Genomic DNA, 23,744 nt, shown 5'->3' on the forward strand with positions numbered 1-23,744 from the left:
GAAGCCGGGGCATGAGCGGGCACCGGGCGCAGCTCAGGCTTCCGTGATGAACCGCGCCCCGGCGTCCCGCAGCCGCGCGTGCAGCCCCATGAACACCGCGGCCGAGCGGCCACCCGGCCAGTCGGCGGGCAGCAGCTCGTCGGGCAGCCCCGGATCCGCATAGGGCAGCCTGCGCCAGGAGTCGAGGGCCAGCAGGTAGTCCCGGTAGGCCTGGGCGGGCGGAGTGTCCTCGCGCGCCTCCCAGGCCCGCAGCACCGGGCCATGTGCGTCCAGGAACTCCTCGTGCTGCTTGGCGATCGCCGCCAGGTCCCACCAGCGGGCCGCCGCATCGGCCGTCGCCGCGAAACCCAGGTGCTCGGCCCGGAACAGGTCGACGTACGGGTCGAGCCCCAGCCGCCGCAGTGTGTGCGCGGTCTCCTCGTGGAAGCGGGCGGGCGCGATCCAGACACCCGGGGCGGCCGTCCCGAATCCCAGCCGCCCCAGCCGGGAGCGCAGCAGATGCCGCTTGTGGCGTTCGGCCTCGGGTACGGAGAACACCGCGAGGACCCAGCCGTCGGCGAGCTTTGGCGCCGACTGGTCGTAGATGCGCTGGTCGCCGTCGTCCAGCAGCTGGCGGGCATCCTGCGAGAGGGCGTAACCGGCCGCCCCGGTGGGCGTGCGCTCGGCCACCAGCAGTCCGCGCCGCTTGAGCCGGGACACCGAGGAGCGCACCGAGGGGCCGTCCACGCCGACCGCACCGAGCAGACGGATCAGCTCGGCCACGGCGAGCGAGCCCGTGGTCTCGCGCCCGTACGCGCCGTACAGGGTGACGATCAGGGATCGAGGGGTGTGCTGTTCGGCCACGTGATCACTCTAGTTCCGCACGGCCGCGTCCTCTAAGGGGCCAGGTCCCTGAGCCGGAAGCGTTGCAGCTTGCCCGTGGGCGTACGGGGCAGCGCGTCGAGGAACACGATCGCGCGCGGGCACTTGTACGGCACCAGGCGGTCCCTGACGAAGTCGCGCAGCGCCGCCGCCGTGCTGTCGCCGCGCTCCACACCCTCCCGCAGCACCACATACGCCGCCACCGTCTGGCCGCGGAGTTCGTCCGGCTGCCCGACCACCGCGGCCTCCGCCACGTCGGGATGGTCCAGCAGGGCGTCCTCCACCTCGGGTCCAGCGATGTTGTACCCCGCTGAGATGATCATGTCATCGGCGCGGGCGACATAGCGGAACCATCCGTCCGGCTCGCGTACGTAGGTGTCCCCGGTGAGATTCCAGCCGTCGCGTACGTACACCTGCTGGCGGGGGTCGGACAGATAGCGGCAGCCGACCGGACCGCGCACGGCCAGCAGCCCCGGCTCGCCGTCCGGCACCGGCATACGGGTGTCGGCGTCCACGACCCGTGCCTCCCAGCCGGGCACCGGCACCCCGGTCGTGCCCGGGCGGATGTCCCCGTCCGCGGCCGAGATGAAGATATGCAGCAGCTCGGTGGCGCCGATGCCGTTGATGATGCGCAGACCGGTGCGCTCGTGCCAGGACTGCCAGGTGGCGGCGGGCAGGTTCTCCCCGGCCGACACACAGCGCCGCAGCGAGGAGACGTCATACGAGAGGTCGTACGCCGCCAGCTCGTCCAGCATCACCCGGTACGCGGTCGGGGCCGTGAACAGCACGGACACCCGGTGCTGCGCGATCGCCGGGAGCAGCTGCTTGGGTCCCGCCTGCTCCAGCAGCAGTGCCGAGGCGCCTGCCCGCATCGGAAAGATCACCAGCCCGCCCAGGCCGAAGGTGAAGCCCAGCGGGGGACTGCCCGCGAACACATCGTCGGGAGTAGGGCGCAGTACCTGCGCCGAGAAGGTGTCGGCGACCGCCAGCACATCACGGTGGAAGTGCATGCACCCCTTCGGGCGCCCCGTCGTGCCGCTGGTGAAGGCGATCAGCGCCACGTCGTCGGCCGCGGTCGCGACGGCGGTGTACGCCTCCGGCTTCCCGGCCGCCAGCCGCAGCAGGTCGTCCGGCGCGTCCCCGCCGTACGCCGTGATCCGCAGCCCCGGCACCTCCGCCTTCACCAGCTCGTCGATCCCGCGGATATCGCACAGCGCGTGCTCCACCCGGGCTATCTCGCAGATCGTCGCGAGCTCCTTGGCCCGCTGCTGCGCGAGTACGGTGACGGCCACCGCGCCCGACTTCATCACCGCCAGCCAGCACGCGGCCAGCCAGGGTGTGGTCGGGCCGCGCAGCAGCACCCGGTTCCCGGGCACCACACCCAGCTCATCGGTCAGCGCATGCGCGATGCGGTCCACTCGCGTGCGCAGGTCGTCGTAGGTCCAGACGGCGCCGGACGTCCCGTCGTGGAAGGCCGGCCGGCCGCCTCCGTGGCGGTCGATCGTCGCGTCCAGCAGCTCCGCACCGCAGTTGAGCCGCGCCGGGTAGCGCAGCCCGGACGAGCCGGGCGGCTCGAGCGCGTCGAACAGCAGCCGGGGCCACTGTTCCGCGGGCGGCAGATGGTCGCGCGCGAAGGTGTCGAGGTGGGCCGAGGGTGACAGCTCCATGGTTCGCCCCTTGTCGTGGTGGGGTCGCGCATCGAGCGTATCGTGTAGGTGACGACAGTCAACGGTCCGCGATACTGTGCTTTTCCCCGGGGACGACCAAACAGTGCGGCGCGGCCGCACGGGCCCCGGGCCCCGGCCGCAGGAAGTGGGGGATCGGATGTTCGCATTCTCGCTCGATCCGGCACAGACCGCCTGGTGCGCTGAGCTGCGCGCACTCGCCGCGCAGCGGCTGCGCCCACTCGCCGAGAAGGGCGAGCCCGGCCGGGTCAACCGCCCGCTCATCGCCGCCCTCGGCGAACTCGGGCTCCTGAAACGTCTGTTCACTGACGCGAGTGCCCTCGATCTCTGTCTGCTCCGCGAGTCGCTCGCCCACGGCTGTACGGAGGCCGAGACCGCCCTGGCGCTCCAGGGTCTCGGTAGCTACCCCGTGCTCCAGGCGGGCACACCGGCCCAGCGCGACCGTGTCCTCCCGGAGGTCATCGCGGGCCGGGCCGTGGCCGCCTTCGCGCTCAGCGAGCCCGATGCCGGTTCCGACGCGGCGGCACTCGCCCTCGAAGCCACCCCGCACGGCGACGGCTGGCGGCTCACGGGAGAGAAGCGCTGGATCTCCAACGCCCCCGAGGCGGATTTCTTCACCGTGTTCGCCCGAACGGGTGAGGCGGCGGGAGCGCGCGGCATCAGTGCCTTCCTCGTCCCAGCCGACCGGCCCGGGCTCACCGGCAGCGCCCTGGAGATGCTCTCCCCGCACCCCATCGGCGCCCTGCACTTCGATGGCGTACCCGTCGGCCGCGACGATCTGCTCGGGGAGCCGGGCGGTGGTTTCCGGGTCGCCATGAACACCCTCAACCTCTTCAGGCCCAGTGTCGGCGCCTTCGCCGTCGGCATGGCCCAGGCGGCGCTCGAGGCCACGCTCGAACACACCGCGCACCGCACCGCCTTCGGCGGCACCCTCAAAGACCTCCAGGCCGTCTCCCACCAGACCGCCGAGATGGCGACCCGGACGGAGGCGGCGCGGCTGCTGGTGTACGCGGCGGCCTGCGCGTACGACTCCGGCGCGGCGGACGTCCCCCGGCGTTCGGCGATGGCGAAACTGTTCGCGACCGAGACCGCGCAGTATGTCGTCGACACGGCGGTGCAACTCCACGGCGCACGCGCACTCCAGCGCGGCCATCTGCTGGAGCATCTCTACCGGGAGGTCCGTGCGCCGCGGATCTACGAGGGCGCGAGCGAGGTCCAGCGCAGCATCATCGCGAAGGAGCTGTACCGGTGAGCTGTATAGAGGAATAGAGGAGTCGTACCGACGATGAAGGACGCCCGATGAGTCTCGAACGCATCAACCCGCCCGGTCTCTCCCCGGCCACCGGCTTCTCGCACGCCGTCGCCGCGACCGGCTCCCGGGTGGTGTACCTCGCCGGTCAGACCGCCCTCGACGCCGGTGGCAAGATCACCGGCGCCGGGATCGTGGAGCAGTTCGAGACGGCCCTGGCCAACCTGCTCGCCGCGCTCAACGCCACCGGCGGCACACCGCACGATCTGGCCCGGGTCACCGTCTACGCCACGGACATCGCCGACTACCGCGCCCACTCCGCCGAACTCGGGCAGGTCTGGCACCGGTTGGCCGGGCGGGACTATCCGGCCATGGCGGTCATCGGGATCGTGCGGCTCTGGGACGAGGAGGCGCTGGTGGAGATCGACGGGATCGCGGTACTGCCGTAGCGTCCCCACCGCCGGGCCGCCTCGTCCGCGGAAGACCGCAGTGTCAGCAGGCTGCCGTCATCGGTCTTCCAGGAGTGAGCCCATCCATTCCTCCACCGCGTCCGGGGTGCGCGGCAGCGCACCGGACATCAGCCGGGCCCCCTCCGCGGTGATGACGAGGTCGTCCTCGATGCGTACGCCGATGCCGCGCAGTTCGGCGGGCAGTGTCTCGTCGTCCGGCTGGAGATAGAGCCCCGGTTCGACGGTGAGCACCTGCCCCTCCGCCAGGACTCCGTCGGGATAGGCCGAGGCACGCGCCGACGCGCAGTCGTGCACATCGAGCCCGAGCATATGGCCGCTGCTGCACAGGGTGTACCGGCGGTGGAGGTCGCCGTCCGCGTGTTTCAGCACGCCCCATTCGGCGAGCCCCTCGGCGATCACCCGCATACAGGCGCGGTGGAAGTCACGGAACTGCGCACCGGGCCGGAGCGCGGCGATGCCCGCTTCCTGGGCCGCCAGCACGAGTTCGTACACCTGGCGCTGGACGGGGGAGAACCGGCCGGAGAGCGGGAGGGTGCGGGTGACGTCGGCGGTGTACAGGGTGTCGGTCTCCACTCCCGCGTCGAACAGCAGTAGTTCGGAGGGGTCGAGCCGACCGTCGTTGCGTGTCCAGTGCAGCACACAGGCATGGGGCCCGGACGCGGCGATCGTCTCGTATCCGGTGCCGTTGCCCTCCAGTCTGGCGCGCAGCCCGAAGACGCCTTCGAGCCGGCGCTCACCACGGGGGTCGCGCAAGGCGGCCGGCAGGGCGCGCACCACGTCCTCGAAGCCTGCGGCTGTGTGATCGACGGCGAGCTGGAGTTGCCCAACCTCCCAGGCGTCCTTCACCAGGCGCAACTCCGACAGCGTGGTGGCCAGTTCGGAGTCACTCGCCGCGTTGCGGCCGGGCGGCAGTGCACCGAGGTCGTCCAGGTGTACGCAGCGGATGCCGGTCAGCCGCTCGGTTTCGCCGAGATCGGGGCGGCGGCCCACCCAGAACTCGCCGTAGCGGCGGTCGCGGTAGAACTCCTCGCTGCTTCGGTCCCCTCGTGCCGATCGCGGCCGCACATACAGCACGGGCTCATGGCCGGACGGCCCCGAAGGCTCCAGGACCAGTACATGGCCGGGCTGGTCCTCGCCGGTGAGCCCGGTCAGCCAGGCATAGGCGCTGTGCGGGCGGAAGCGGTGGTCGCAGTCGTTGGAGCGCACCTTCAACTCGCCTGCGGGGACCAGCAGTCTCTCGTCCGGGAAGAGCGCCGACAGCCGCTGCCGCCGTGCCGCGGTGACGGCATGGGCGGGTACCCGGGCGTCGGCGGGCAGGGGGCTCGGTGCCCATCCCGTGCGCATGAAGGCGGCCAACTGCGCTGACACCGTCAGATCGTGACTCCCGGTCGCCGGTGTGGGGCGCGCGGGGGTGACGGGATTCTCGGGGTGGGCATTTTCGGACATCCGGGCTCCCTGGAAACAGAGTTGTGCTGAGGCCTTGTCAGTGCAATTTCACATTACTATGTTACGGGTCACATCGCGCCCGTCGGTTCGGCCAATCCCCATGCCTGCCACGGCGGTTCGCGGTGACCGCACTGCCGCACATCCCCCGTCACCTCCCACACAGGAGCGTTCGGTGTCACAGTCCAGATCCGTGCTGCCCATATCCGTGCCCGCATCCCTGCGCAGGCCGCTGCTCACCGGCGCTCTTGCCGGTGGCCTCGCCGTCACCCTGCTCGCGCCTCTCGCCCCGGCCGCCTCGGCGGCCCAGCTCGGCCGACCGGCCGCCCGCCCGGCCCCGGCGCCCGCTCCCACCCGGGCCCCGAACCCCTTCGACGAGGTCGAGCGCCTGGCCAACGCGCCCAAGCGCACCGCAAGGACCGCCCCCGCACCCGGTGAGCTCGCCGAAGGCCGTATCCCCGGACGGCAGGGCCCGGGGAGTGGCGCCAGGTCCCGCGCCACGGCGGTCCGCACCGCGGCCGGGGTGCCCTGCACCCTCGACGGTGTCACCGGACTGAGCCCGCAGCAGTTCGCCGACTTCCTCGCCGACCCGGCCGTCACCGCCGACGGTTGTCTCCGTGACCTCATCTGGACCTGGGACGCCCGCCTCGTGCCCGTCATGTCCGACGCCCACGTGCAGGCCGTCGGCCGCAGGATCTCCTCACTCGCCGCCCGCCACGACGGCCACAACGGCACCCACCTGCTGGAGATGTTCACGTATCTCCATGCGGTCGCCTACCACGACTTCTCGCGCCCCGAGATCGACGTCACCGACCCGCCGACCACCGAGGTCCTGCGGAGGGCCATCAACGACTTCGGCACCGCCGCCCGCACCTTCCAGGTCACCCGCACCAACGCCGAGACCCTGCGCGAAGCGCTCTACGCGGGCAGTGCCCCCGGTCTGCGGCACAGCCAGCTCGGGCTGATCAAGAAGGTCCTGGCGACCATGGACAAGTACCACAAGGGGCAGTACGACGACGCTTCCTGGGGTGGTGCGGCACTGGCCGCCCTGTCCGTCAACTACCTGGGTGTGTACCCCGGCAACAAGGACACCGCGTTCCACAACGTCGTCACGCAGAACGCCTCCTACCGGGCCGCCTTCCGTGCCTTCGCCGGCTACACCCACCTCAAGGGCACACCCAACGAGTGGGTCGTACGCGACGCGCTCGGCGAGTACGGGCGCTTCGGTCAGGTGGCGGCGCTCAAGGAGGGGATCATCCCCGACCTCGGTGCGCTGCTGCCGGTCGCCGAGGCCAACTTCGGCAAGGGCGGCCGCCCCTGGGCGGCGCTCGTCGGCTGGCTGGACTTCTATCAGGCCTGTAAGCCGTACGGGGTCTGCAAGGAGGACATCGAGCGGCGGATCTTCCCGTACACCTACACCTACGACAACGGGGCCATCAAGGTCCGCACGGCCCTCGACCGGGCCACCGTCGACCAGCTCTACTACGCGAGCAAGCAGGTGAAGGCGCAGTTCCACCGGGTGCTCGGCACCGAGCAGCCACTCGCCGGTGACACCAACACCGCCCTCAGCATCGTGCTGTACGCCTCGCGCTCCGACTACGAGGTCTACCACCCGATCCTCACTGGAATGGGCACCGAGAACGGCGGCATCTACATCGAGCGCGGCGCCACCTTCTACACCTACCAGCGCCGAGTGCCGCAGGACTCCTCGCTCACGCTCGAAGAGCTCTTCCGGCACGAGTACGTGCACTACCTCAACGGCCGCTGGGCGGTGCCCGGCTATTTCGGCGAAGGCGACTGGTACACCGGTGACCGCACAACCGCCATGGACGAGGGCACGGCGGAGTTCTTCGACGGAGCGACCCGGGACAACGGCATCGCGGTCCGCAAGTCCCTCGTCCAGGGCGTCATCGACGACACGGCTTCGGGTGGGCCGCGGATGAGCGTGAACCAGCTGCTGCACGCCACCTACGACGGCGACGGCTTCCGGTTCTACGACTACGCGGGCACGTTCTTCGAGTTCCTGTGGACCGAACGCCCCTCGCTGCTCCGGGAGATGTACGGCCACCTGCGGGCCGACGACGTCGCGGGCTTCGACTCCTGGCGCAGCCGCGTCGGCGGCGATCCGGCCGTCCAGCGCGCCTACGACGCATTCCTGGACGCGCAGATCGCCAAGGTCGGCGAGCTCTTCGTGCCCAACACGTCGTACACGCCCAACGACCGGCTCACGCAGTCATCGGCGGACGCGGTCCGTGCGGCCCTCGCCGCCGCCACGTACGCCGATCCGGCCTGCACCGAGAACGGCGACCCGGGCAAACGGCGCTTCACCTGCACGGGCCGCATCACGGCCAACCTCTCCGACGCGACCAGCCCGGACCTGGTGTTCAAGGACATGTCCGAGACGGTGGACTACTTCCTCCTGGACAGGTCTGCACCGGCCTCCACCAACCTCGCCGATATGAACTGCTCCTTCGGCCCGGTGGAGATCTGGTCCAACGGACGCGCCGGTACGTCGGCCTACCAGTGTGAAGGGCCGCTGCGCAGCTGAGTGTTGGGCCGGCGTGGTTCCCTTCCCCGCAGGCATGACATGTGACATATTACTGTCGTGCTCACCACACAATCCCGTGGCCTCCTGGACGCCGTCATCATCGGCGCCGGCATCGTCGGCGCGGCCTGCGCGTACTACGCCAGCCGCGCCGGTCTGGCGGTCGCCGTCGTCGACCGGGGCGCGGTCGCGGGCGGCACCACCGGTGCGGGGGAAGGGAACCTCCTCGTCTCCGACAAGGAGGCGGGACCCGAGCTCGACCTCGCGCTGCTGTCCACCGGACTCTGGCGCGAACTGGCGGAGGTGCTCCCGCCGGACATCGAGTACGAACCCAAGGGCGGTCTCGTCGTGGCCCCCGGCGAGAGCGCGCTCGACGCACTGAACCGCTTCGCCGAACGGCAGCGCCCGGCCGGTGTCACCGCACTCGGAGTCCCCGCCGACCGGCTCCGCGAGCTCGAACCCCATCTCGCGCCGGGGCTCGCGGGCGGCATCCACTACCCCCAGGACGCCCAGGTCCAGCCCGCCAGGGCGGCGGCGCGGCTCCTCGCCGCGGCACACGAGCGCGGCGCGGTCATCAGGCTGGGCGAGGAGGTCACCGGAGTGCTCACCACACCGGGCGGCGCTGTCCGCGGCGTGCGCACCTCGCGCGGCGGACTCCTCGCACCCGCCGTCGTCAACGCGGCGGGCACCTGGGGCGGTGCCGTCGCCCGGCTCGCGGGCACCGAACTGCCCGTACTGCCCCGAAGGGGCTTTGTCCTGGTCACCGAGCCACTGCCACGCGTCGTACGCCACAAGGTGTACGCCGCCGACTACATCGCCGATGTCGCCAGCGGATCCGCGGAGCTCCAGTCCTCCGCGGTCGTCGAGGGCACACCGTCGGGACCGGTCCTGATCGGCGCCACCCGCGAACGGGTCGGCTTCGACCGGGGCCTGTCCACCGGAGCGCTGCGCAGACTCGCCCGCCAGGCCGCGGAACTCTTCCCCGTCCTCGCGGACCTGCGGGTGACGCGGGCGTACCACGGTTTCCGGCCCTACCTCCCCGACCACCTGCCCGCCATCGGGCCCGACCCCCGGGTGCCCGGCCTGTTCCACGCCTGCGGCCACGAGGGGGCCGGGATCGGGCTGGCGCCCGCCACCGGACTGCTGATCGCCGCCACGCTCGGCGGCGGCCAGCAGGCCCTGGACCTCAAGCCGTTCCGTCCGGAGCGGTTCGGCGAGCCGACCGAGCGCGGCCCCGGCAACCCCGATCACCCGGACGGCCGGACAGGAGCGGCACAGTGACCAGAACACCCGTTTCCCTCGTGCGCGCCGAACCCGGTCCCGCCTACGAGATCACCTTCGACGGGCGCCCCATCCGCGCGCTTCCCGGGCAGACCGTCGCCGCCGCGCTCTGGGCCGCGGGCATCCTCTCGTGGCGCACCACCCGTGTGAACGGCGTCCCGCGCGGGGCCTTCTGCGGTATCGGCGTCTGCTACGACTGCCTCGCCACCATCAACGGCCGTCCCAATCAGCGGGCCTGCCTGGTGCCGGCCCGCCCGGGCGACACGATCACCACCCAGGAGGGCACCGGCCATGACGACCTCACCGTATGACCTGGCGGTCGTCGGTGCCGGGCCCGCCGGGCTCGCGGCCGCCGTCACGGCCGCCGGGCTGGGGCTGCGGGTGGCGCTGCTCGACGCGGGGGAGCGGCCCGGGGGGCAGTTCTACCGCCACCCCGCACCCGCATTCCGCGCCCGGCGCCCCGAGGCACTGCACCACGGCTGGGCCGCCTACGCCGATCTGGAACGCAGACTGGACGTGCTTCGCGCGGCGGGGGGCATCCGGTACCTTCCGGCCCACCATGTGTGGACGGTGCTTCGCGGCGACGCCGACAGTGCCGGTATCGACGGCGGCGCTCCCCTCTGGCGGCTGCACGCCTTGGCGGGCAACCGTGCCGAGGACGAGCGGCCCGTCCAGGTCCAGACCCGCACCGTGCTGCTGGCCACCGGTGCGTACGAGCGCCAACTCCCGTTCCCGGGCTGGACACTGCCCGGGGTCGTCGGTGCCGGAGCGGCACAGGCCATGCTCAAGTCCGGGCTGGTGCTGCCCGGTCGGCGTATCGTCGTCGCGGGCAGCGGACCACTGCTGCTCGCCGTCGCCGGATCGCTCACCGCCGCAGGTGCCAGGGTGCCCGCCGTGGTGGAGGGGTCGGCGTACACGGCGTACGCCCGGGGGCTGCCCACGCTCCTGAGCGTCCCCGCGAAGCTCGCCGAAGGAGCCCTTCACACAGCTGCGTTGATGAGGCGCGGTGTGCGGATGCTCAGCAGGCATGCCGTCACCGAGGCCCATGGCACGGACCGGGTCGAGGCCGTCACCGTCACCAGGCTCGACCATGACTGGCGGCCTGTGCCGGGCAGTGGCCGACGTCTCGCCTGTGACGCGCTGGCCATCGGGCACGGCCTTGTGCCCCAGCTCGAACTCGCCACGGGACTCGGCTGTGCCACCCGTCGCACTCCCGACGGCGGCGCGGCGCTGGATGTCGACGCCGAGCAGCGCACCTCCGTGAACGGCGTCTGGTCGGCCGGGGAGGCGGGTGGCATCGGCGGTGCCGAACTCGCCCTGACGGAAGGGGAACTGGCCGGACACTCCATCGCCCGTGCCCTGCGTGGTAGGCCCGGGAGCCCCCGGCGTGCAGCGCGGCTGACCGCCGGCCGTACCCGGTTGAGGGCTTTCGCCGACCTGATGGCTGCCGCGCACCGCCCGGGCGCGGGCTGGACCGGGTGGCTCGACGACACCACGACGGTGTGCCGCTGTGAGGAGGTGCCGGCCGGGCTGATCAAGGAGGCGGCCGGTGCGCTCGGAGCGCACGACTCGCGAACGGTCAAGCTGCTCACCCGCGCCGGCATGGGCTGGTGCCAGGGGCGGATGTGCGGCCACGCCGTGGCCTGCCTGGCCGAGGCGGAAGCCAGTGCGGATCGGGCCGCGCCGCACTCCGTGGCCGACCGGCGCCCACTGTCCTGTCCGGTGCCTCTGAGCCATCTCGCAGAGCTGCCCGAATCATCCTGACCGCACTGTCCGGTACTTCCGGTACTCACCGGCCGATCCCGCTGACACCGTCAGTCGATCACTTATACAATGTCACATCGCACAAGAGGAGTTGGCATGACACTCGCACCTCGCACCCGCCCCTGGCACGGAATCATGGTCGCCACCGCTCTCCCGCTGCGTGACGATCTCTCCATCGACTACGACGCCTACGCCGACCATGTGTCCTGGCTCGTCGCCAACGGCTGCGACGGAGTCGTGCCGAATGGCTCACTCGGCGAATACCAGACCCTCACGGACGACGAACGAGCCCGAGTGGTGCGTACCGCCGTCGAGGCGGCCGGCGACGGAGACCGGGTGATGCCGGGTGTCGCCGCCTACGGCAGCGCCGAAGCCCGCCGCTGGGCCGACCAGGCAGCCGAGGCCGGCGCCGGATCCGTGCTGCTGCTGCCGCCCAACGCCTACCGCGCGGATGAGGCGGCGGTGACGGCCCACTACGCGGAGGTCGCGCGCTGCGGTCTTCCCGTCGTCGCGTACAACAACCCGTACGACACCAAGGTCGACCTCACCCCCGGCCTGCTCGCCCGGCTCCACACCGAGCACAGCATCGTCGCCGTGAAGGAGTTCAGCGGTGATGTGCGGCGCGCATTCGAGATAGCCGAACTCGCCCCGGGACTCGATCTGCTGATCGGCGCCGACGATGTGCTGCTCGAACTGGCCCTGGCCGGTGCCGTCGGCTGGATCGCGGGATATCCCAATGCGCTGCCGAGGGCATGCGCCACCCTCTACCGCGCCGCCGTCGACCGGGATCTGGAGACCGCGCTGCCCCTGTACAAGTCCCTGCACTCCCTGCTGCGCTGGGACTCCAGGACCGAGTTCGTGCAGGCCATCAAGCTGTCCATGGACCTCGCCGGCCGCCCGGGAGGCCCGACCCGTCCGCCACGCTCCCCCCTCACCCCGGAACAGGACACGGCCGTGCGCGCGGCCACCGAGAAGGCTCTCGCCGAAGGCCACCGCTGACCCGCAGCAACAGAGCCAGAAGGGGAAGGGATCCGTATGCGCACCCGTCATGTCTTCCACGCCGTCGACTCCCACACCGAGGGCATGCCCACCCGTGTCATCACCGGTGGCACCGGGGTGATCCCCGGCGCGACCATGGCCGAGCGGCGTACCTACTTCATCGAGCACCTCGACCACATCCGCACCCTGCTCATGTACGAGCCGCGCGGCCACTCCGCGATGAGCGGCGCGATCCTCCAGCCGCCCACCCGGCCGGACGCCGACTACGGGGTGCTGTTCATCGAGGTGTCAGGGGTGCTGCCGATGTGCGGCCACGGCACCATCGGTGTCGCCACCGTGCTGGTCGAGACCGGCATGGTGCCCGTCACCGAACCGGTGACGACCGTCCGCCTCGACACCCCCGCCGGACTGGTGAGGGCGGACGTACGAGTCGAGGAAGGGGCGGCCCGGTCCGTCACACTCACCAACGTGCCCGCGTTCTGCCTCGCACTCGACCGCAAGGCCGACGTACCCGGTCATGGCACGATCACCTACGACATGGCGTACGGCGGCAACTTCTACGCCATCGTCTCCCTGGACGCGCTGGGGCTCCCCTTCGACCGGGCCCGCAAGGACGAGTTGCTGACCGCCTCGCTCGCCGTCATGGACGCCATCAACGCGGGCGACCGTCCCGTCCACCCCGAGAACCCGCACATCGGCGGGGTCAAGCACGTCTATCTCGCCGCACCGGGCTCCGACGCGGCACGCTCCCGGCACGCCATGGCCATCCACCCCGGCTGGTTCGACCGCTCCCCGTGCGGCACGGGCACCAGTGCCCGCATGGCCCAGCTCCACGCCCGCGGGGAGCTGCCCATCGGCCGTGACTTCGTCAACGAGTCGTTCATCGGTACGGAGTTCACCGGACGGCTGATCGAGGAGACCACTGTCGGTGCGCTGCCCGCCGTCGTCCCCACCATCACGGGGCGTGCGTGGATCACCGGCACGGCCCAGTACTTCCTGGATCCGTCCGACCCGTTTCCCGGAGGCTTCCTGCTGTGACAGCGCGGGCCGTCGAGCAAACGTCACATTGTACGCTGGCTCCTCGAGGATTCACGGAGGCATGCCATGGGCGACCCGAAGCAGTTCACCCTGATCACAGCCCAGGAACGGCTGCGCGACCAGGTCGCCCACGCGCTGCGCGCCGCCCTCGTGGCGGGTGAGCTCCGACCCGGTCATGTCTACTCCGCGCCCGGACTCGCCGCCGACTTCGGGACCTCCGCCACACCCGTGCGCGAGGCCATGCTCGACCTCGCGCGTGAGGGCCTTGTCGAGCCGGTCCGCAACAAGGGCTTCCGGATCACCGAGGTCAGCGAGCGCGACCTCGACCAGTACACCGAGCTGCGTGCCCTGATCGAGGTGCCGACCATCGGGAGGGTCACCCAGCTCGCGACGGTGGAGCAGCTCGAAGAGCTCCGTCCGGTCGCCGAGGAGATCGTGACGCGTGCGCGGGATCACGATCTCATCGGATATCTGGACGCGGACCGCCGCTTCCACCTCGGTCTGCTCGCCCTCGCGGGAAACGAGCGGCTGGTCGAGACGGTCGGGGATCTCCGCAAGCGTTCCCGGCTCTACGGGCTGACCAGGCTGGACGAGCGCGGCCAGCTGGTCGCCTCGGCCGAGGAGCATCTGGAGCTGCTCGATCTGATGGTGGCCGGTGACACGGCGGGTGCGCAGGATTGCATGGCCCGCCACCTCGGGCATGTGCGTTCGCTCTGGGCCCAGGCGAGGGACGTACCGGTGGAGCCGCGCTCGCGGCACCGACTCGGCAGCCGCTAGCAGCCGCGAGCCGCCAGGCCGAGGTGCTCGGCCGAAGCCGCCGACTCGCGGCGGCTCCGGCCGCGGCCTACGGTCGAAGAGCAGGCGTGGGTTCGCCGATCGACCCCACGCCCACTCCAGCCCTTCCGGCCACGCCCGCCGGGGCCGCACCACGCCATGACCAGCCCGCGATCCGCCCCAGCACCGCGGACCACCGCCCCGGAGCGGGGCGGTGGGAGCGTCATGGCGCTGCTCGTCATCGCGTCCTGCCAGCTCATGGTGGTGCTCGACATCACCATCGTGAACATCGCACTGCCGCACATCCAGACCTCGCTGGGCTTCTCCACCACCGACCTGTCGTGGGTCGTCAGCGCGTACACCCTCACCTTCGGCGGGCTGCTGCTGCTCGGCGGAAGGACGGGGGACATCCTGGGGCGGCGCAGGGTCTTCGTCTGCGGAGTGCTGCTCTTCGTCGTCGGCTCGATGGCCGCCGGGCTCGCCCAGAGCGCCGGTGAGCTGCTGGCCGCACGCGCCTTCCAGGGCGCGGGCGCCGCCGTCGCCTCCCCGACCGCCCTCGCCCTGATCAGTACGACTTTCACGGAGGGCCCGGAGCGCAACCGGGCCTTCGGCGTGTTCGCCTCCGTCTCCGCCGCAGGGGGTGCGCTCGGGCTGATGGCGGGCGGTGTGATCGTCGAATGGCTGGACTGGCGCTGGGTGTTCTTCGTCAACGTACCGATCGGACTGCTCATCGTCCTTGCCGCGCCCCGCTGGATCGCGGAGTCCACGCGCCGGCCCGGCACCTTCGATATCGCCGGCGCGCTCACCGCCACGGCCGGAATGGTGCTGCTCGTCTACGGCTTCATCCGGGCCGCTCAGGACGGTTGGGGGGACGCCTTCACGATCGCGTCGTTCGCCCTGGCGATCGTGATCCTGGCCCTGTGCTCCCGCGTCGAGCGCCGTTCCAGGCAGCCGGTGATCCCGCTGCATCTGTTCGCCGACCGCAATCGCCGGGGGACCTACGCGATGATGCTCAGTCTCGCCGCCGCGATGTTCGGCATGTTCTTCTTCCTCTCGCTCTTCGTGCAGAACGTGCTGGAATTCAGTCCGCTCAAGGCGGGATTCGCCTTTCTGCCGGTCAGCGCGATCATCGTGACGGGGGCACGGACCACGGCACGGCTGCTGCCCCGATTCGGGCCCAAGCCCTTCATGGTCACCGGCGCCGTGCTGGCCACGGCCGGCCTGATCTGGCTGACCCGCGTCGATGTCCATTCCACGTATGCCGGAAGTCTTCTGGGGCCGATGCTGGTGTTCGGCCTGGGCATGGGGCTCCAGTTCGTGTCGATCACGGTCACGGCGCTCTCCGGTGTCCCCGCATGGGAGTCCGGCGCCGCCTCCGGTCTCCTCAACACCCACCAGCAGGTGGGCGGCTCGCTCGGGCTTTCGTTGCTGACCACGGTGTTCGGTGCGGCAGCGGGCGAGGAGGCCGCCCGCCAGGCGCCGCTCTTCCTCACCGGGGCCACCGCCGACGAGAAACTGCGCTATGCACAATCCGGCAGGCTCCCGGCGCCCTACGCGGACGCGGTCCTCACGTCCGGGGCGACGACCGCCTTCGCCGTCGCCGCCGTGTTCACGGCGGTCGCCGCGCTGATCGCCCTGTTCGTCATCCGCATCCGCACTGCCGATATCGAAAGACTCAACGGCCGGGGCAGCGGAACCCAGAGGGGCTGAACCTGGCGGGCCTGAATCCGGCGGGCTGAACCAGTCATACCACCTGGACCATTCGGGGCACTGCCGTGCTCTCCCTGAGTGACGACCCGGAATATGTCACGGCTCCAGGCTCCGTATCCCTTCATATTCGATGACGAAAGAGGCCGCCGCGGCAGCCGGTGCCGGAATGGCATCCCACCCCACTCAGCCCGTTCTCCGGAGCGAAGTCCTGCCGGGACACCAGGTGTGAATTCGGTTCGACTCCGGCTGAATGACATGCACATTGCCTCTGCTTCGGCATGCTCGCCGGCCTTGTGCGCATGGAGAGGAAAGCACGAATGAAGAAGCTCACTTGGGCGGCCAGGAGCTTGGCGGCCGTGTCCGGAGCCCTGCTCGCGGGCGGTGTCGTGGCTCCCACCGCGATGGCCAGCAGCCACTCGGACACCCCGTCCGACGGCGTGGCCGCGACCATCCTGGCGATGTCCGGTTACGACTGGGGATACGGCGGCCGTGGCTGTAACTCCGAGCACGACGTGGCCACCACCACCATCGACGACAGCGAGAGCGAGCTGTTCGGCACGGTGTTCACCGCCACGACGGACCGCCGGGGAGAAGGGTTCCTCAACGACAGCCGGGACCCGGCGGACTGGTTCAGCCTCTCCCTGATCCCCGGCGCCCCGGACTGCGTCCAGGATGTCGCGGTGTCGGTGACCGAGGCGGAGCCGGACCCGGGCACCCTCTACATCACCGTGGTGGACCACAAGGGCGTGGCCTACCAGGCCGAGTGCAGTGTGGCGGCCACCATCCTCGACGCCACGAACATCGCCGCGGCCTGCGGTGTCGGCTTCATCGAGAACGTGGGTACGCCGGTCTAAGCCGGTACACACCCAGAACGTGCTTCGTGTCGGCCCTGCCGGTGCGAAGCCGTACAGGCACGGGGATCCGACCGGGGCCGGCCGCCAGCTCGATGGCGGTCGGCCCCGTGGGCTGAGGTCCGAGGTCAGAAGGCCCGGGTGCTCAGGGGGTGACGATGGCGAAATGCGGGTCCGCGGTGTCCAGCACGGCGAGCAGCTTCATCAGCAGGCGCGGGTCGCCGGTCATGGTGATGCCCGCGGTCGCCTTGGTGGACAGCATGACCAGGAGCTGGGCCTTGGTCATCGTCATGGTCAGGCCTGCGTTCGGGGCGGGCTTGCTGTCGGTGGTGTGGCTGAGAAGGCCGTTGGCCAGCACGAGGTGCCAGTACTCGTCGCCGATGTGCCAGTCGACGGCCAGACTCAGGTCCCAGGCCTCGGGGCCGTTGACCCGGACCGCCATACCGTCGATGAGCTGCCCGACCGTGAGTGCCGCGTACACATCGGCACCCAGGGTCGCGTCAGCCCCGGACGTGACGCCCCTGGTGAGTTCCTGCGCACCCGTGAGGTAGAAGTTGCGCCACACGGCGTTCTCGGAGGCCTGGCCGAGCCGGGTGTAGACCTCGGCGAGCCGGCGCTTGGCCCGGGTGTCCTCGGGGTCGTTGAAGACGGCGTGGTTGAGCAGCGTGACGGCGAAGCGCAGATCGCCCTTGCGTGCGTACTGATCGGCGCGGGCCCGCACGGCGGACTGGCCGCCCATACAGGCGACGTAGCGGCGGGCCTCCTCGACGGGAGGGTGTTCCCAGAGATGGGCGGGGTTGCCGTCGAACCAGCCCATGTAACGCTGGTAGATGCCCTTGACGTTGTGGCTGAGGGAGCCGTAGTAGCCGCGGTTGGCCCACACCTGCTCCAGTGCCGGAGGCAGTTCCAGTGTCTCCGCGATCTCCGCCGCGGTCATTCCCCGGTTGATCAGGCGGACCGTCTGGTCGTGCAGATATCCGTAGAGGTCCCGCTGGTGGGCGAGCAGGGCCACGATGCTGTCATTGCCCCAGGTGGGCCAGTGGTGCGAGGCGAAGGCGACATCGGCCCTGCCTTCGTAGAGGCCGATGGACTCGGTGAGATAGCCGGCCCATGCATGGGCGTCGCGGACCTGGGCGCCGCGGAGGGTGATGATGTTGTGCATGGTGTGGGTGGCGTTCTCCGCCATGCACACCGCCCGCAGGTCGGGGAAGAGGAAGTTCATCTCCGCCTGGCATTCGGTCCCCGGGGTCATCTGGAACTGGATGCGGACCCCGTCGAGGGTGACCTCCTGACCGGATTCGCTGATGTACTCGGTCGGGGCGATCAGTCCCACGCTGCCCACCGAGACGGTCAGCCCGAGCCCGCAGCCGACCTGGGCGGCGGCTCCCCAGGGGAGCTGGGTGCCGTACATGTAGGAGGCCCGCCGGGCCATGGCCGGACCGGCGTAGACGTTCTCACTGACCGCGTGCTCCATGAATCCCGCGGGAGCGAGTACGGGGACCCCGGCGCCGCCGTCCGGCAGGACACCGCGGCAGCCGCCGAAGTGGTCGAGATGCGGATGGGTGTAGATCATCGCCTTCACGGAGCGAGCGCCCCGATGAGTGCGGTAGAGCGTCAGTGCGGCGGCCGCGGTCTCCGCGGAGATCAGCGGGTCGATGACGATGATGCCGGTCTCACCCTCGACAACGGTCATATTGGACATGTCCAGGCCGCGGATTTGGTAGATCCGCTCGGTCACCTGGTAAAGGCCCTGCCGGGACAGTAGCCGGGCCTGCCGCCACAGGCTCCTGTCTACGGTCCTGGGCGGCGTCTCACCTGCGTCGGCGAGGAAGCCGTAGGCGTCCGTGTCCCAGACGGTGGTACCGGCCTTGTTCTTGATCGGTCCCCCGGCGAACGCGGCGATGAAGCCGCGGTCCGCGTCTTCGAAGTCCTGCTTGTCGTCGTAGGCGAGGCCGTCGGTGCGTGTCGGCGAGGGGGTACCGGCATGGTGTTGTCCGGGGAATCCCTGGGCGGTCTGCGGGTTCAGCGCGACTGCCGCGGCTGCGGCGCCCGCTGCGGTGACGAATCCGCGCCGGTCCATCGGGGCCATGGTGCACCTTCCCTTCCCGCAAGGATCAGGCCCGGTCCTCCATGGGGCGAGGGGCGGGCCGTAGTGCAGTAGGACTGCAACAGGAGTCGAGGCGCCACTATTGCAGCCACGGTGAAATAAAAGAAGATGCGTGGCGCAACTTCCGTTCAGCCCTCCGTGGCGTCGCCGAGCAGCGCCCGCAAGGTCCGGCCCATCGCCGTCCGGGCCGCCGCCTCGCCCAGGCCCCGCCGGCCGCGCAGATGTTCCCAGGCTCCCCACGACGACGCGGCTTCCAGGGCGTCCAGCAGTCCGCCCGCCCGGCGCGCCCCTGACACCCGGTCGAGCTCCGGACCGAAGGTCCGGGCCAGGTCGTCCCGCAGCCAGGTGTCCCCCCGGGCCATGACCCGGCGCAGGCCTGGCGAGTCCGCCTCCAGCCCGAGCCCTTCCCTGCGGATCGGCGTCATCACCTCGTACATCCGGCCACGCTGGGCCACGAACGCCCGCACCTTGCGCACCGTGCGCTCCTCCGGGGGCACCGGCTCGGACAGGGCCCGCCATCGCTCGGCCTGCCGCTCGGCGGCTGCCGTGAACAGCGCTTCGCGGTCCGCGAAGTGCACGAAAACGCTTCGTTCCGACACTCCGGCCCGCTCCGCGATGGCCTTCCCGGTCGGCTTGCGCACACCCTCGGAGACCAGGTCCAGCAGTGCGTCCAGCAGCACCGCGTTGGTCCGCTCCGGATCACGCCGCCACCGGCGCTGCCGTCCCGCAGCGGTGGTGCCGGAGGCGGGTTCGTCTCGATCGTCTCGCGCGTTCACGAGGCACATAGTCTCAGGGGCTACACTCCCGCCGTCCGAACCCGCGCCGGGTCCGCTCTCGCGGTCCGGCCCCCGCGCGACGGGCGGCGGTCGGCACGTTCGGAAAAGCCCGCCGAACGGTTTACAAAACCCCCGACGCATCGTCATATTGCTTCACTCGTAAGGGAGTTCACCGCCGAAGTGGTGGTGAGCAGACAGCGCTTGCTCGTGTCAGCGCTCGTTCCGCAAGAGTTCCGACGGAAAATTCCCCCGAAGGGCCAGATGGTGTCCAGACTTCGTACACAGCGCAGAAGCGCCGTCATCGCCGCCGCAGTGGTGTCGGCGGCAACGGCCATGGCGACGATGCCGGCGGCGCACGCCGGTGCTTCGTCCCAGGCGGCCACCGGCACGTTCACTGTCCTCAGCTACAACGTGGCGGGCCTCCCCGAGCCGCTTTCCGGCAGCAGTCCGGACAAGAACACGAAGCTCATCTCGCCCCGGCTCAACGCCTACGACGTGGTCAACGTCCAGGAGGACTTCGCCTACGACGACGACCTCCGCAAGCACGACGAGCACCCCTACCGGACGAAGGCGTCCGCCAAGGGCTGGATATTCGGAGTGCCGTTCTCCGACGGCCTCAACACCTTCTCCGACTTCAGGCAGAGCAACCTGGACCGTGAGGACTGGGACAAGTGCACGGGCACCAACTGCCTGACGCCCAAGGGCTTCAGCTTCGTGCAGCTCGAGATGCCCGGCGGTGCCACCCTCGACCTGTACAACGTCCACATGAACGCCGGGTCCGGCTCGGCGAAGGAACTGCGCGTCCGCCGGGACAACACCCGCCAGCTCTCGGAGTACATCCAGAAGCACTCCGCGGGCCATGCCGTCCTCGTCATGGGCGACATGAACAGCCGCTACACCCGCTCCGGGGACATCATCCGTGAACTGCGGGACGACAACGGGTTCACCGACGCCTGGGTGGAGCTGATCAACGGCGGGAAGACCCCGGACATCGACGACAACGCGGCCACCTGCAAGACCGAGAACGCGTGCGAGGTCATCGACAAGATCCTCTACCGCAGCGGGTCGGGCCTCGACCTGAAGGCGACGTACTACAACAACGAGTACGCGAAGTTCCTCGACTCGAAGGGGGAACAGCTCTCCGACCACAACCCGTCGACCGTCCGGTTCACCTACAGCGTCCAGTAGGTGCTCCGGTGGGTGCCTGCGGACGCCCGGCCGTGAGCCCGCACCACTGCCGGGTGCACGTCCGCGGCGCCCTTGCAGGCGTTGTCACCCCGGGTGGGGGTGGCAACGCCCTGCCGTGGGAATGCCCGACGGTTCCAGCCCCTCAGATGTCCCGGAAGATCTCGATCTGCGCGCCCACCGAGTTGAGACGCTCCGCCAGATCCTCGTAACCGCGGTTGATGACATAGACGTTGCGCAGCACGGACGTGCCCTCGGCCGCCATCATCGCCAACAGCACGACCACGGCGGGGCGCAGCGCGGGCGGGCACATCATCTCGGCGGCGCGCCAGCGGGTCGGGCCCTCGACGAGGACGCGGTGCGGGTCGAGGAGCTGGAGGCGGCCGCCGAGGCGGTTGAGGTCGGTGAGGTAGATCGCGCGGTTGTCGTAGACCCAGTCGTGGATGAGGGTCTTGCCCTGGGCCACCGCGGCGATCGCCGCGAAGAACGGCACGTTGTCGATGTTGAGGCCGGGGAACGGCATGGGGTGGATCTTGTCGATCGGCGCTTCCAGCTTGGATGGACGCACCGTCAGGTCCACCAGCCGGGTGCGGCCGTTGTCGGCGGTGTACTCCGCGGTCCGGTCGTGGTCCAGGCCCATCTCCTCGAGTACCGCGAGCTCGATCTCCAGGAACTCGATCGGCACCCGGCGGACGGTCAGCTGCGATTCGGTGACCACGGCCGCGGCGATGAGGCTCATCGCCTCCACCGGGTCCTCGGAAGGGGAGTAGTCGACGTCCATGTCGATACTGGCCACACCGTGCACGGTCAGTGTGGTGGTGCCGACCCCGTCGATCCGTACGCCCAGCGCTTCGAGGAAGAAGCAGAGGTCCTGGACCATGTAGTTGGACGAGGCGTTGCGGATCACGGTGACGCCGTCGTGGCGTGCGGCGGCGAGCAGGGCGTTCTCGGTCACGGTGTCGCCGCGCTCGGTCAGCACGATCGGGCGCTCGGGGCCGGCCGACTGTTCCACGACCGCGTGGTACAGGCCCTCGGTGGCGGTGATGTCCAGTCCGAAGCGCCGCAGGGCGATCATATGGGGCTCGATCGTGCGGGTGCCGAGGTCGCAGCCGCCCGCGTACGGGAGACGGAAGCGGTCCAGCCGGTGCAGCAGCGGCCCGAGGAACATGATGATCGACCGGGTCCGGCGTGCCGCGTCGGCGTCGATGGCATCCATGTCCAGGGTGGCGGGCGGGACGATCTCGAGGTCGGTGCCGCCGTTGATCCAGCGGGTCCGGACTCCGATGGAGTTCAGCACTTCGAGGAGCCGGTAGACCTCTTCGATGCGGGCGACCCGGCGCAGTACCGTGCGGCCCTTGTTGAGCAGCGAGGCGCACAGCAGTGCCACGCAGGCGTTCTTGCTGGTCTTGACGTCGATGGCACCGGACAGCCGGCGCCCGCCGACGACGCGCAGATGCATGGGGCCGGCGTACCCGAGCGACACGATCTCGCTGTCGAGAGCCTCGCCGATACGGGCGATCATCTCAAGGCTGATGTTCTGATTGCCGCGCTCGATCCGGTTGACAGCGCTCTGGCTGGTACCGAGCGCCTCGGCGAGCTGCGTCTGTGTCCAGCCACGATGCTGCCGGGCGTCACGGATGAGCTTGCCGATGCGTACGAGGTAGTCGTCTGCCATAGCGGCAGGCTATCTCAGATATGAGATGGCCCGTCCAATGGGGTGGACCATATGGGTGATGCCTGGTTTTGATGCTCCATTACTCCATGAACTCGGACAAAAGGTGCGGTCCATTCGGGTGAGTCACCGTGCGCGTGCACCGTCGTCACACCATCCGGGCCGCGAGCCGACGGCGTGCCATCGCCTTCGCGTACAGCAGGTGGGCGATGGCCTCGGCCGCCAGGACCAGCACGACCAGCCACGGCGCCAGATGCCCACCGAAGGCGACCAGCAGTGCCGGGATGCCGACGCCCGGCACCGCCCAGACCGCTACGGAGCCCACCGTCCTTCCGTAACGGAGGGCGATGGCGGCATGGGTGAGGTGGTAGAGCGCGAGACCCCCGGCCAGGGCGATCAGCGCACCCTGCGGCAGATGGGCGTGTCCTGCCTCGTCCACGGCCGTGGCGAGGCCGCCCGCCACGCAGATCACCGAAGCGGTCACGAAGAAGTGCAGGAAGCCCGCTACATCACGGGCCAGCACATAGGCGGCGCGTCCCTGCGCGGCGCCCAGCATGAGCTCCACCGCGGTGGTGCCGAAGTCGAAGTACGACCACCAGAGCGCCGCGAGCAGCACGAAGCCGAGCAGTGCCGTGACGCCCGCCTGGGCCGTCCAGGCATGGTCGGCCGAGGTGATCAGCGAGAGCACCGACTCGCCCAGCACAATGATCACGAAGAGCCCGACCCGCTCCACCAGGTGGCCCGTGTGCAACTGCCGCGCGACCCCGCTGCCGCGCGCGGTGAGCAGCAACACCACCTCCGCGACGATGAGCACCGCCCACATGGCGTACCGCCAGGGGCCCGGCACGAATGCCGAGACCACCCACAGGACCCCGGACACGAGGCAGTAGCCCAGCGGCCGCCACTTCGGCACCCGCATCGGTCCGGTCAGGCGGGTCGCCGGCCACCACAGCCCCAGCAGCACGAACCGGGTCCCGGCGTAGCCGATCGCGTACGCGGGCCCCCGGTCCCCGGTCGCCTCGGGCACCGCCGCCGCCATCAGGGCGAGGCAGGCCATCGCCGAGAGCATCAGCAGCCGGCGGCGGGCGCCGTCGTCGGCGAAGAGGTTGGCCGCGACCGTGAAGTTGATCCACATCCACCACGGCGGGAAGTAGAGCGCGAGGAAGACAGCGAAGTCCTGCGGGCTCGGGTCCCCGTGAAGGGTGTGGGACAGCTGGGCCGCGAAGGCGACGAAGACGAGGTCGAAGAACAGCTCGAGCCAGTCCGCGTGCCGTTGCTCAGGCGTGGCGCTCTCGGGTGCTGCGGAGGTGGTGGTCACCGGCCCATTGTGCGAG

At 70.3% G+C, this 23,744-nt stretch carries 19 protein-coding genes; 12 read left to right on the top strand and 7 right to left on the bottom strand.

The annotated features are described in order from the left end of the window. Positions 1–33: 33 nt before the first annotated feature. Both ACFV6V_RS20340 and ACFV6V_RS20345 read right to left on the bottom strand, forming a co-directional pair. The gene (locus ACFV6V_RS20340; RefSeq protein ID WP_385566816.1) at positions 34–843 is read right to left on the bottom strand and encodes a PaaX family transcriptional regulator C-terminal domain-containing protein; all 810 of its coding nucleotides are present in this window, start codon (positions 841–843) and stop codon (positions 34–36) included. Positions 844–875: 32 nt separating this feature from the next. Further along, positions 876–2,528 (bottom strand): AMP-binding protein, encoded by a 1,653-nt coding sequence (locus ACFV6V_RS20345; protein ID WP_385566819.1) that lies wholly within the window; start codon positions 2,526–2,528, stop codon positions 876–878. Positions 2,529–2,685: 157 nt separating this feature from the next. Between ACFV6V_RS20345 and ACFV6V_RS20350 the strand changes: the two genes are divergently transcribed. After that, complete coding sequence (locus tag ACFV6V_RS20350) at positions 2,686–3,798, top strand: acyl-CoA dehydrogenase family protein (protein ID WP_385566821.1); 1,113 nt, start codon at positions 2,686–2,688, stop codon at positions 3,796–3,798. A 47-nt stretch (positions 3,799–3,845) separates the two neighbouring features. Further along, positions 3,846–4,244, top strand: coding sequence for a RidA family protein (locus tag ACFV6V_RS20355; RefSeq protein WP_385566824.1), 399 nt, complete (start codon positions 3,846–3,848; stop codon positions 4,242–4,244). 57 nt (positions 4,245–4,301) lie between these two features. Here ACFV6V_RS20355 and ACFV6V_RS20360 read toward each other — a convergent pair whose 3' ends face one another. Then, complete coding sequence (locus ACFV6V_RS20360; RefSeq protein WP_385566827.1) at positions 4,302–5,711, bottom strand: aminopeptidase P family protein; 1,410 nt, start codon at positions 5,709–5,711, stop codon at positions 4,302–4,304. A 58-nt stretch (positions 5,712–5,769) separates the two neighbouring features. On the opposite strand from ACFV6V_RS20360, the gene ACFV6V_RS20365 reads away from it, so the two are divergent. The 9 genes from ACFV6V_RS20365 to ACFV6V_RS20405 all read left to right on the top strand — a co-directional run bounded on the left by ACFV6V_RS20365 (position 5,770) and on the right by ACFV6V_RS20405 (position 16,673). Further along, positions 5,770–8,256 carry a collagenase gene (locus ACFV6V_RS20365; protein WP_385566829.1) on the top strand — a complete coding sequence of 829 codons (2,487 nt, stop codon included), beginning with the start codon at positions 5,770–5,772 and terminating at the stop codon, positions 8,254–8,256. 57 nt (positions 8,257–8,313) lie between these two features. Next, entirely contained in the window at positions 8,314–9,534 is a 1,221-nt protein-coding gene (locus tag ACFV6V_RS20370; protein ID WP_385566832.1) for an NAD(P)/FAD-dependent oxidoreductase, read from the top strand. Beyond that, on the top strand, positions 9,531–9,845 hold the full coding sequence (locus ACFV6V_RS20375) for a (2Fe-2S)-binding protein (protein ID WP_385566834.1): 315 nt from the start codon (positions 9,531–9,533) through the stop codon (positions 9,843–9,845). The genes ACFV6V_RS20370 and ACFV6V_RS20375 overlap by 4 nt, the downstream gene beginning before the upstream one ends. Continuing rightward, the gene (locus ACFV6V_RS20380) at positions 9,826–11,298 is read left to right on the top strand and encodes an FAD-dependent oxidoreductase (RefSeq protein ID WP_385566837.1); all 1,473 of its coding nucleotides are present in this window, start codon (positions 9,826–9,828) and stop codon (positions 11,296–11,298) included. Before ACFV6V_RS20375 ends, ACFV6V_RS20380 begins: the two co-directional genes overlap by 20 nt. A 96-nt stretch (positions 11,299–11,394) precedes the next feature. Continuing rightward, a complete protein-coding gene (locus tag ACFV6V_RS20385; protein ID WP_385566839.1) occupies positions 11,395–12,297 on the top strand; it encodes a dihydrodipicolinate synthase family protein in 903 nt (300 codons plus the stop codon). 36 nt (positions 12,298–12,333) lie between these two features. Then, positions 12,334–13,335 (top strand): proline racemase family protein, encoded by a 1,002-nt coding sequence (locus ACFV6V_RS20390; protein ID WP_385566841.1) that lies wholly within the window; start codon positions 12,334–12,336, stop codon positions 13,333–13,335. Positions 13,336–13,401: 66 nt separating this feature from the next. After that, positions 13,402–14,112, top strand: a complete 711-nt coding sequence (locus tag ACFV6V_RS20395; RefSeq protein WP_385566843.1) for a GntR family transcriptional regulator — start codon at positions 13,402–13,404, stop codon at positions 14,110–14,112. A 156-nt stretch (positions 14,113–14,268) separates the two neighbouring features. Further along, on the top strand, positions 14,269–15,819 hold the full coding sequence (locus tag ACFV6V_RS20400; RefSeq protein WP_385566845.1) for an MFS transporter: 1,551 nt from the start codon (positions 14,269–14,271) through the stop codon (positions 15,817–15,819). Positions 15,820–16,136: 317 nt separating this feature from the next. Next, a complete protein-coding gene (locus tag ACFV6V_RS20405; protein WP_385566848.1) occupies positions 16,137–16,673 on the top strand; it encodes a hypothetical protein in 537 nt (178 codons plus the stop codon). A gap of 142 nt (positions 16,674–16,815) precedes the next feature. Here the strand turns inward: ACFV6V_RS20405 and ACFV6V_RS20410 are convergent, their stop codons facing one another. Both ACFV6V_RS20410 and ACFV6V_RS20415 read right to left on the bottom strand, forming a co-directional pair. Beyond that, positions 16,816–18,759, bottom strand: a complete 1,944-nt coding sequence (locus tag ACFV6V_RS20410; protein ID WP_385566850.1) for an alkyl/aryl-sulfatase — start codon at positions 18,757–18,759, stop codon at positions 16,816–16,818. 146 nt (positions 18,760–18,905) lie between these two features. Continuing rightward, the gene (locus tag ACFV6V_RS20415; RefSeq protein WP_385566853.1) at positions 18,906–19,553 is read right to left on the bottom strand and encodes a TetR family transcriptional regulator; all 648 of its coding nucleotides are present in this window, start codon (positions 19,551–19,553) and stop codon (positions 18,906–18,908) included. A 261-nt stretch (positions 19,554–19,814) separates the two neighbouring features. On the opposite strand from ACFV6V_RS20415, the gene ACFV6V_RS20420 reads away from it, so the two are divergent. Then, positions 19,815–20,741, top strand: coding sequence for an endonuclease/exonuclease/phosphatase family protein (locus tag ACFV6V_RS20420; protein WP_385566856.1), 927 nt, complete (start codon positions 19,815–19,817; stop codon positions 20,739–20,741). A 142-nt stretch (positions 20,742–20,883) separates the two neighbouring features. Here ACFV6V_RS20420 and ACFV6V_RS20425 read toward each other — a convergent pair whose 3' ends face one another. Both ACFV6V_RS20425 and ACFV6V_RS20430 read right to left on the bottom strand, forming a co-directional pair. Further along, positions 20,884–22,413, bottom strand: coding sequence for a helix-turn-helix domain-containing protein (locus ACFV6V_RS20425; RefSeq protein WP_385566858.1), 1,530 nt, complete (start codon positions 22,411–22,413; stop codon positions 20,884–20,886). A gap of 145 nt (positions 22,414–22,558) precedes the next feature. Further along, positions 22,559–23,728, bottom strand: coding sequence for a low temperature requirement protein A (locus ACFV6V_RS20430; RefSeq protein WP_385566861.1), 1,170 nt, complete (start codon positions 23,726–23,728; stop codon positions 22,559–22,561). Positions 23,729–23,744: the final 16 nt, after the last annotated feature.

Origin of the sequence: Streptomyces sp. NPDC059828 (genome assembly GCF_042731955.1) — a bacterium.
In the GTDB taxonomy this organism is placed as follows: domain Bacteria; phylum Actinomycetota; class Actinomycetes; order Streptomycetales; family Streptomycetaceae; genus Streptomyces.

Excerpts from the sequence above, each read along its gene's own strand:
- ACFV6V_RS20410 (WP_385566850.1), bottom strand. The coding sequence starts at position 18,759 with ATGGCCCCGATGGACCGGCGCGGATTCGTCACCGCAGCGGGCGCCGCA.
- ACFV6V_RS20400 (WP_385566845.1), top strand. The coding sequence starts at position 14,269 with ATGACCAGCCCGCGATCCGCCCCAGCACCGCGGACCACCGCCCCGGAG.
- ACFV6V_RS20385 (WP_385566839.1), top strand. The coding sequence starts at position 11,395 with ATGACACTCGCACCTCGCACCCGCCCCTGGCACGGAATCATGGTCGCC.
- ACFV6V_RS20380 (WP_385566837.1), top strand. The coding sequence starts at position 9,826 with ATGACGACCTCACCGTATGACCTGGCGGTCGTCGGTGCCGGGCCCGCC.
- ACFV6V_RS20365 (WP_385566829.1), top strand. The coding sequence starts at position 5,770 with ATGTTACGGGTCACATCGCGCCCGTCGGTTCGGCCAATCCCCATGCCT.
- ACFV6V_RS20395 (WP_385566843.1), top strand. The coding sequence starts at position 13,402 with ATGGGCGACCCGAAGCAGTTCACCCTGATCACAGCCCAGGAACGGCTG.
- ACFV6V_RS20425 (WP_385566858.1), bottom strand. The coding sequence starts at position 22,413 with ATGGCAGACGACTACCTCGTACGCATCGGCAAGCTCATCCGTGACGCC.
- ACFV6V_RS20360 (WP_385566827.1), bottom strand. The coding sequence starts at position 5,711 with ATGTCCGAAAATGCCCACCCCGAGAATCCCGTCACCCCCGCGCGCCCC.
- ACFV6V_RS20355 (WP_385566824.1), top strand. The coding sequence starts at position 3,846 with ATGAGTCTCGAACGCATCAACCCGCCCGGTCTCTCCCCGGCCACCGGC.
- ACFV6V_RS20405 (WP_385566848.1), top strand. The coding sequence starts at position 16,137 with ATGAAGAAGCTCACTTGGGCGGCCAGGAGCTTGGCGGCCGTGTCCGGA.
- ACFV6V_RS20390 (WP_385566841.1), top strand. The coding sequence starts at position 12,334 with ATGCGCACCCGTCATGTCTTCCACGCCGTCGACTCCCACACCGAGGGC.
- ACFV6V_RS20420 (WP_385566856.1), top strand. The coding sequence starts at position 19,815 with ATGGTGTCCAGACTTCGTACACAGCGCAGAAGCGCCGTCATCGCCGCC.
- ACFV6V_RS20350 (WP_385566821.1), top strand. The coding sequence starts at position 2,686 with ATGTTCGCATTCTCGCTCGATCCGGCACAGACCGCCTGGTGCGCTGAG.
- ACFV6V_RS20345 (WP_385566819.1), bottom strand. The coding sequence starts at position 2,528 with ATGGAGCTGTCACCCTCGGCCCACCTCGACACCTTCGCGCGCGACCAT.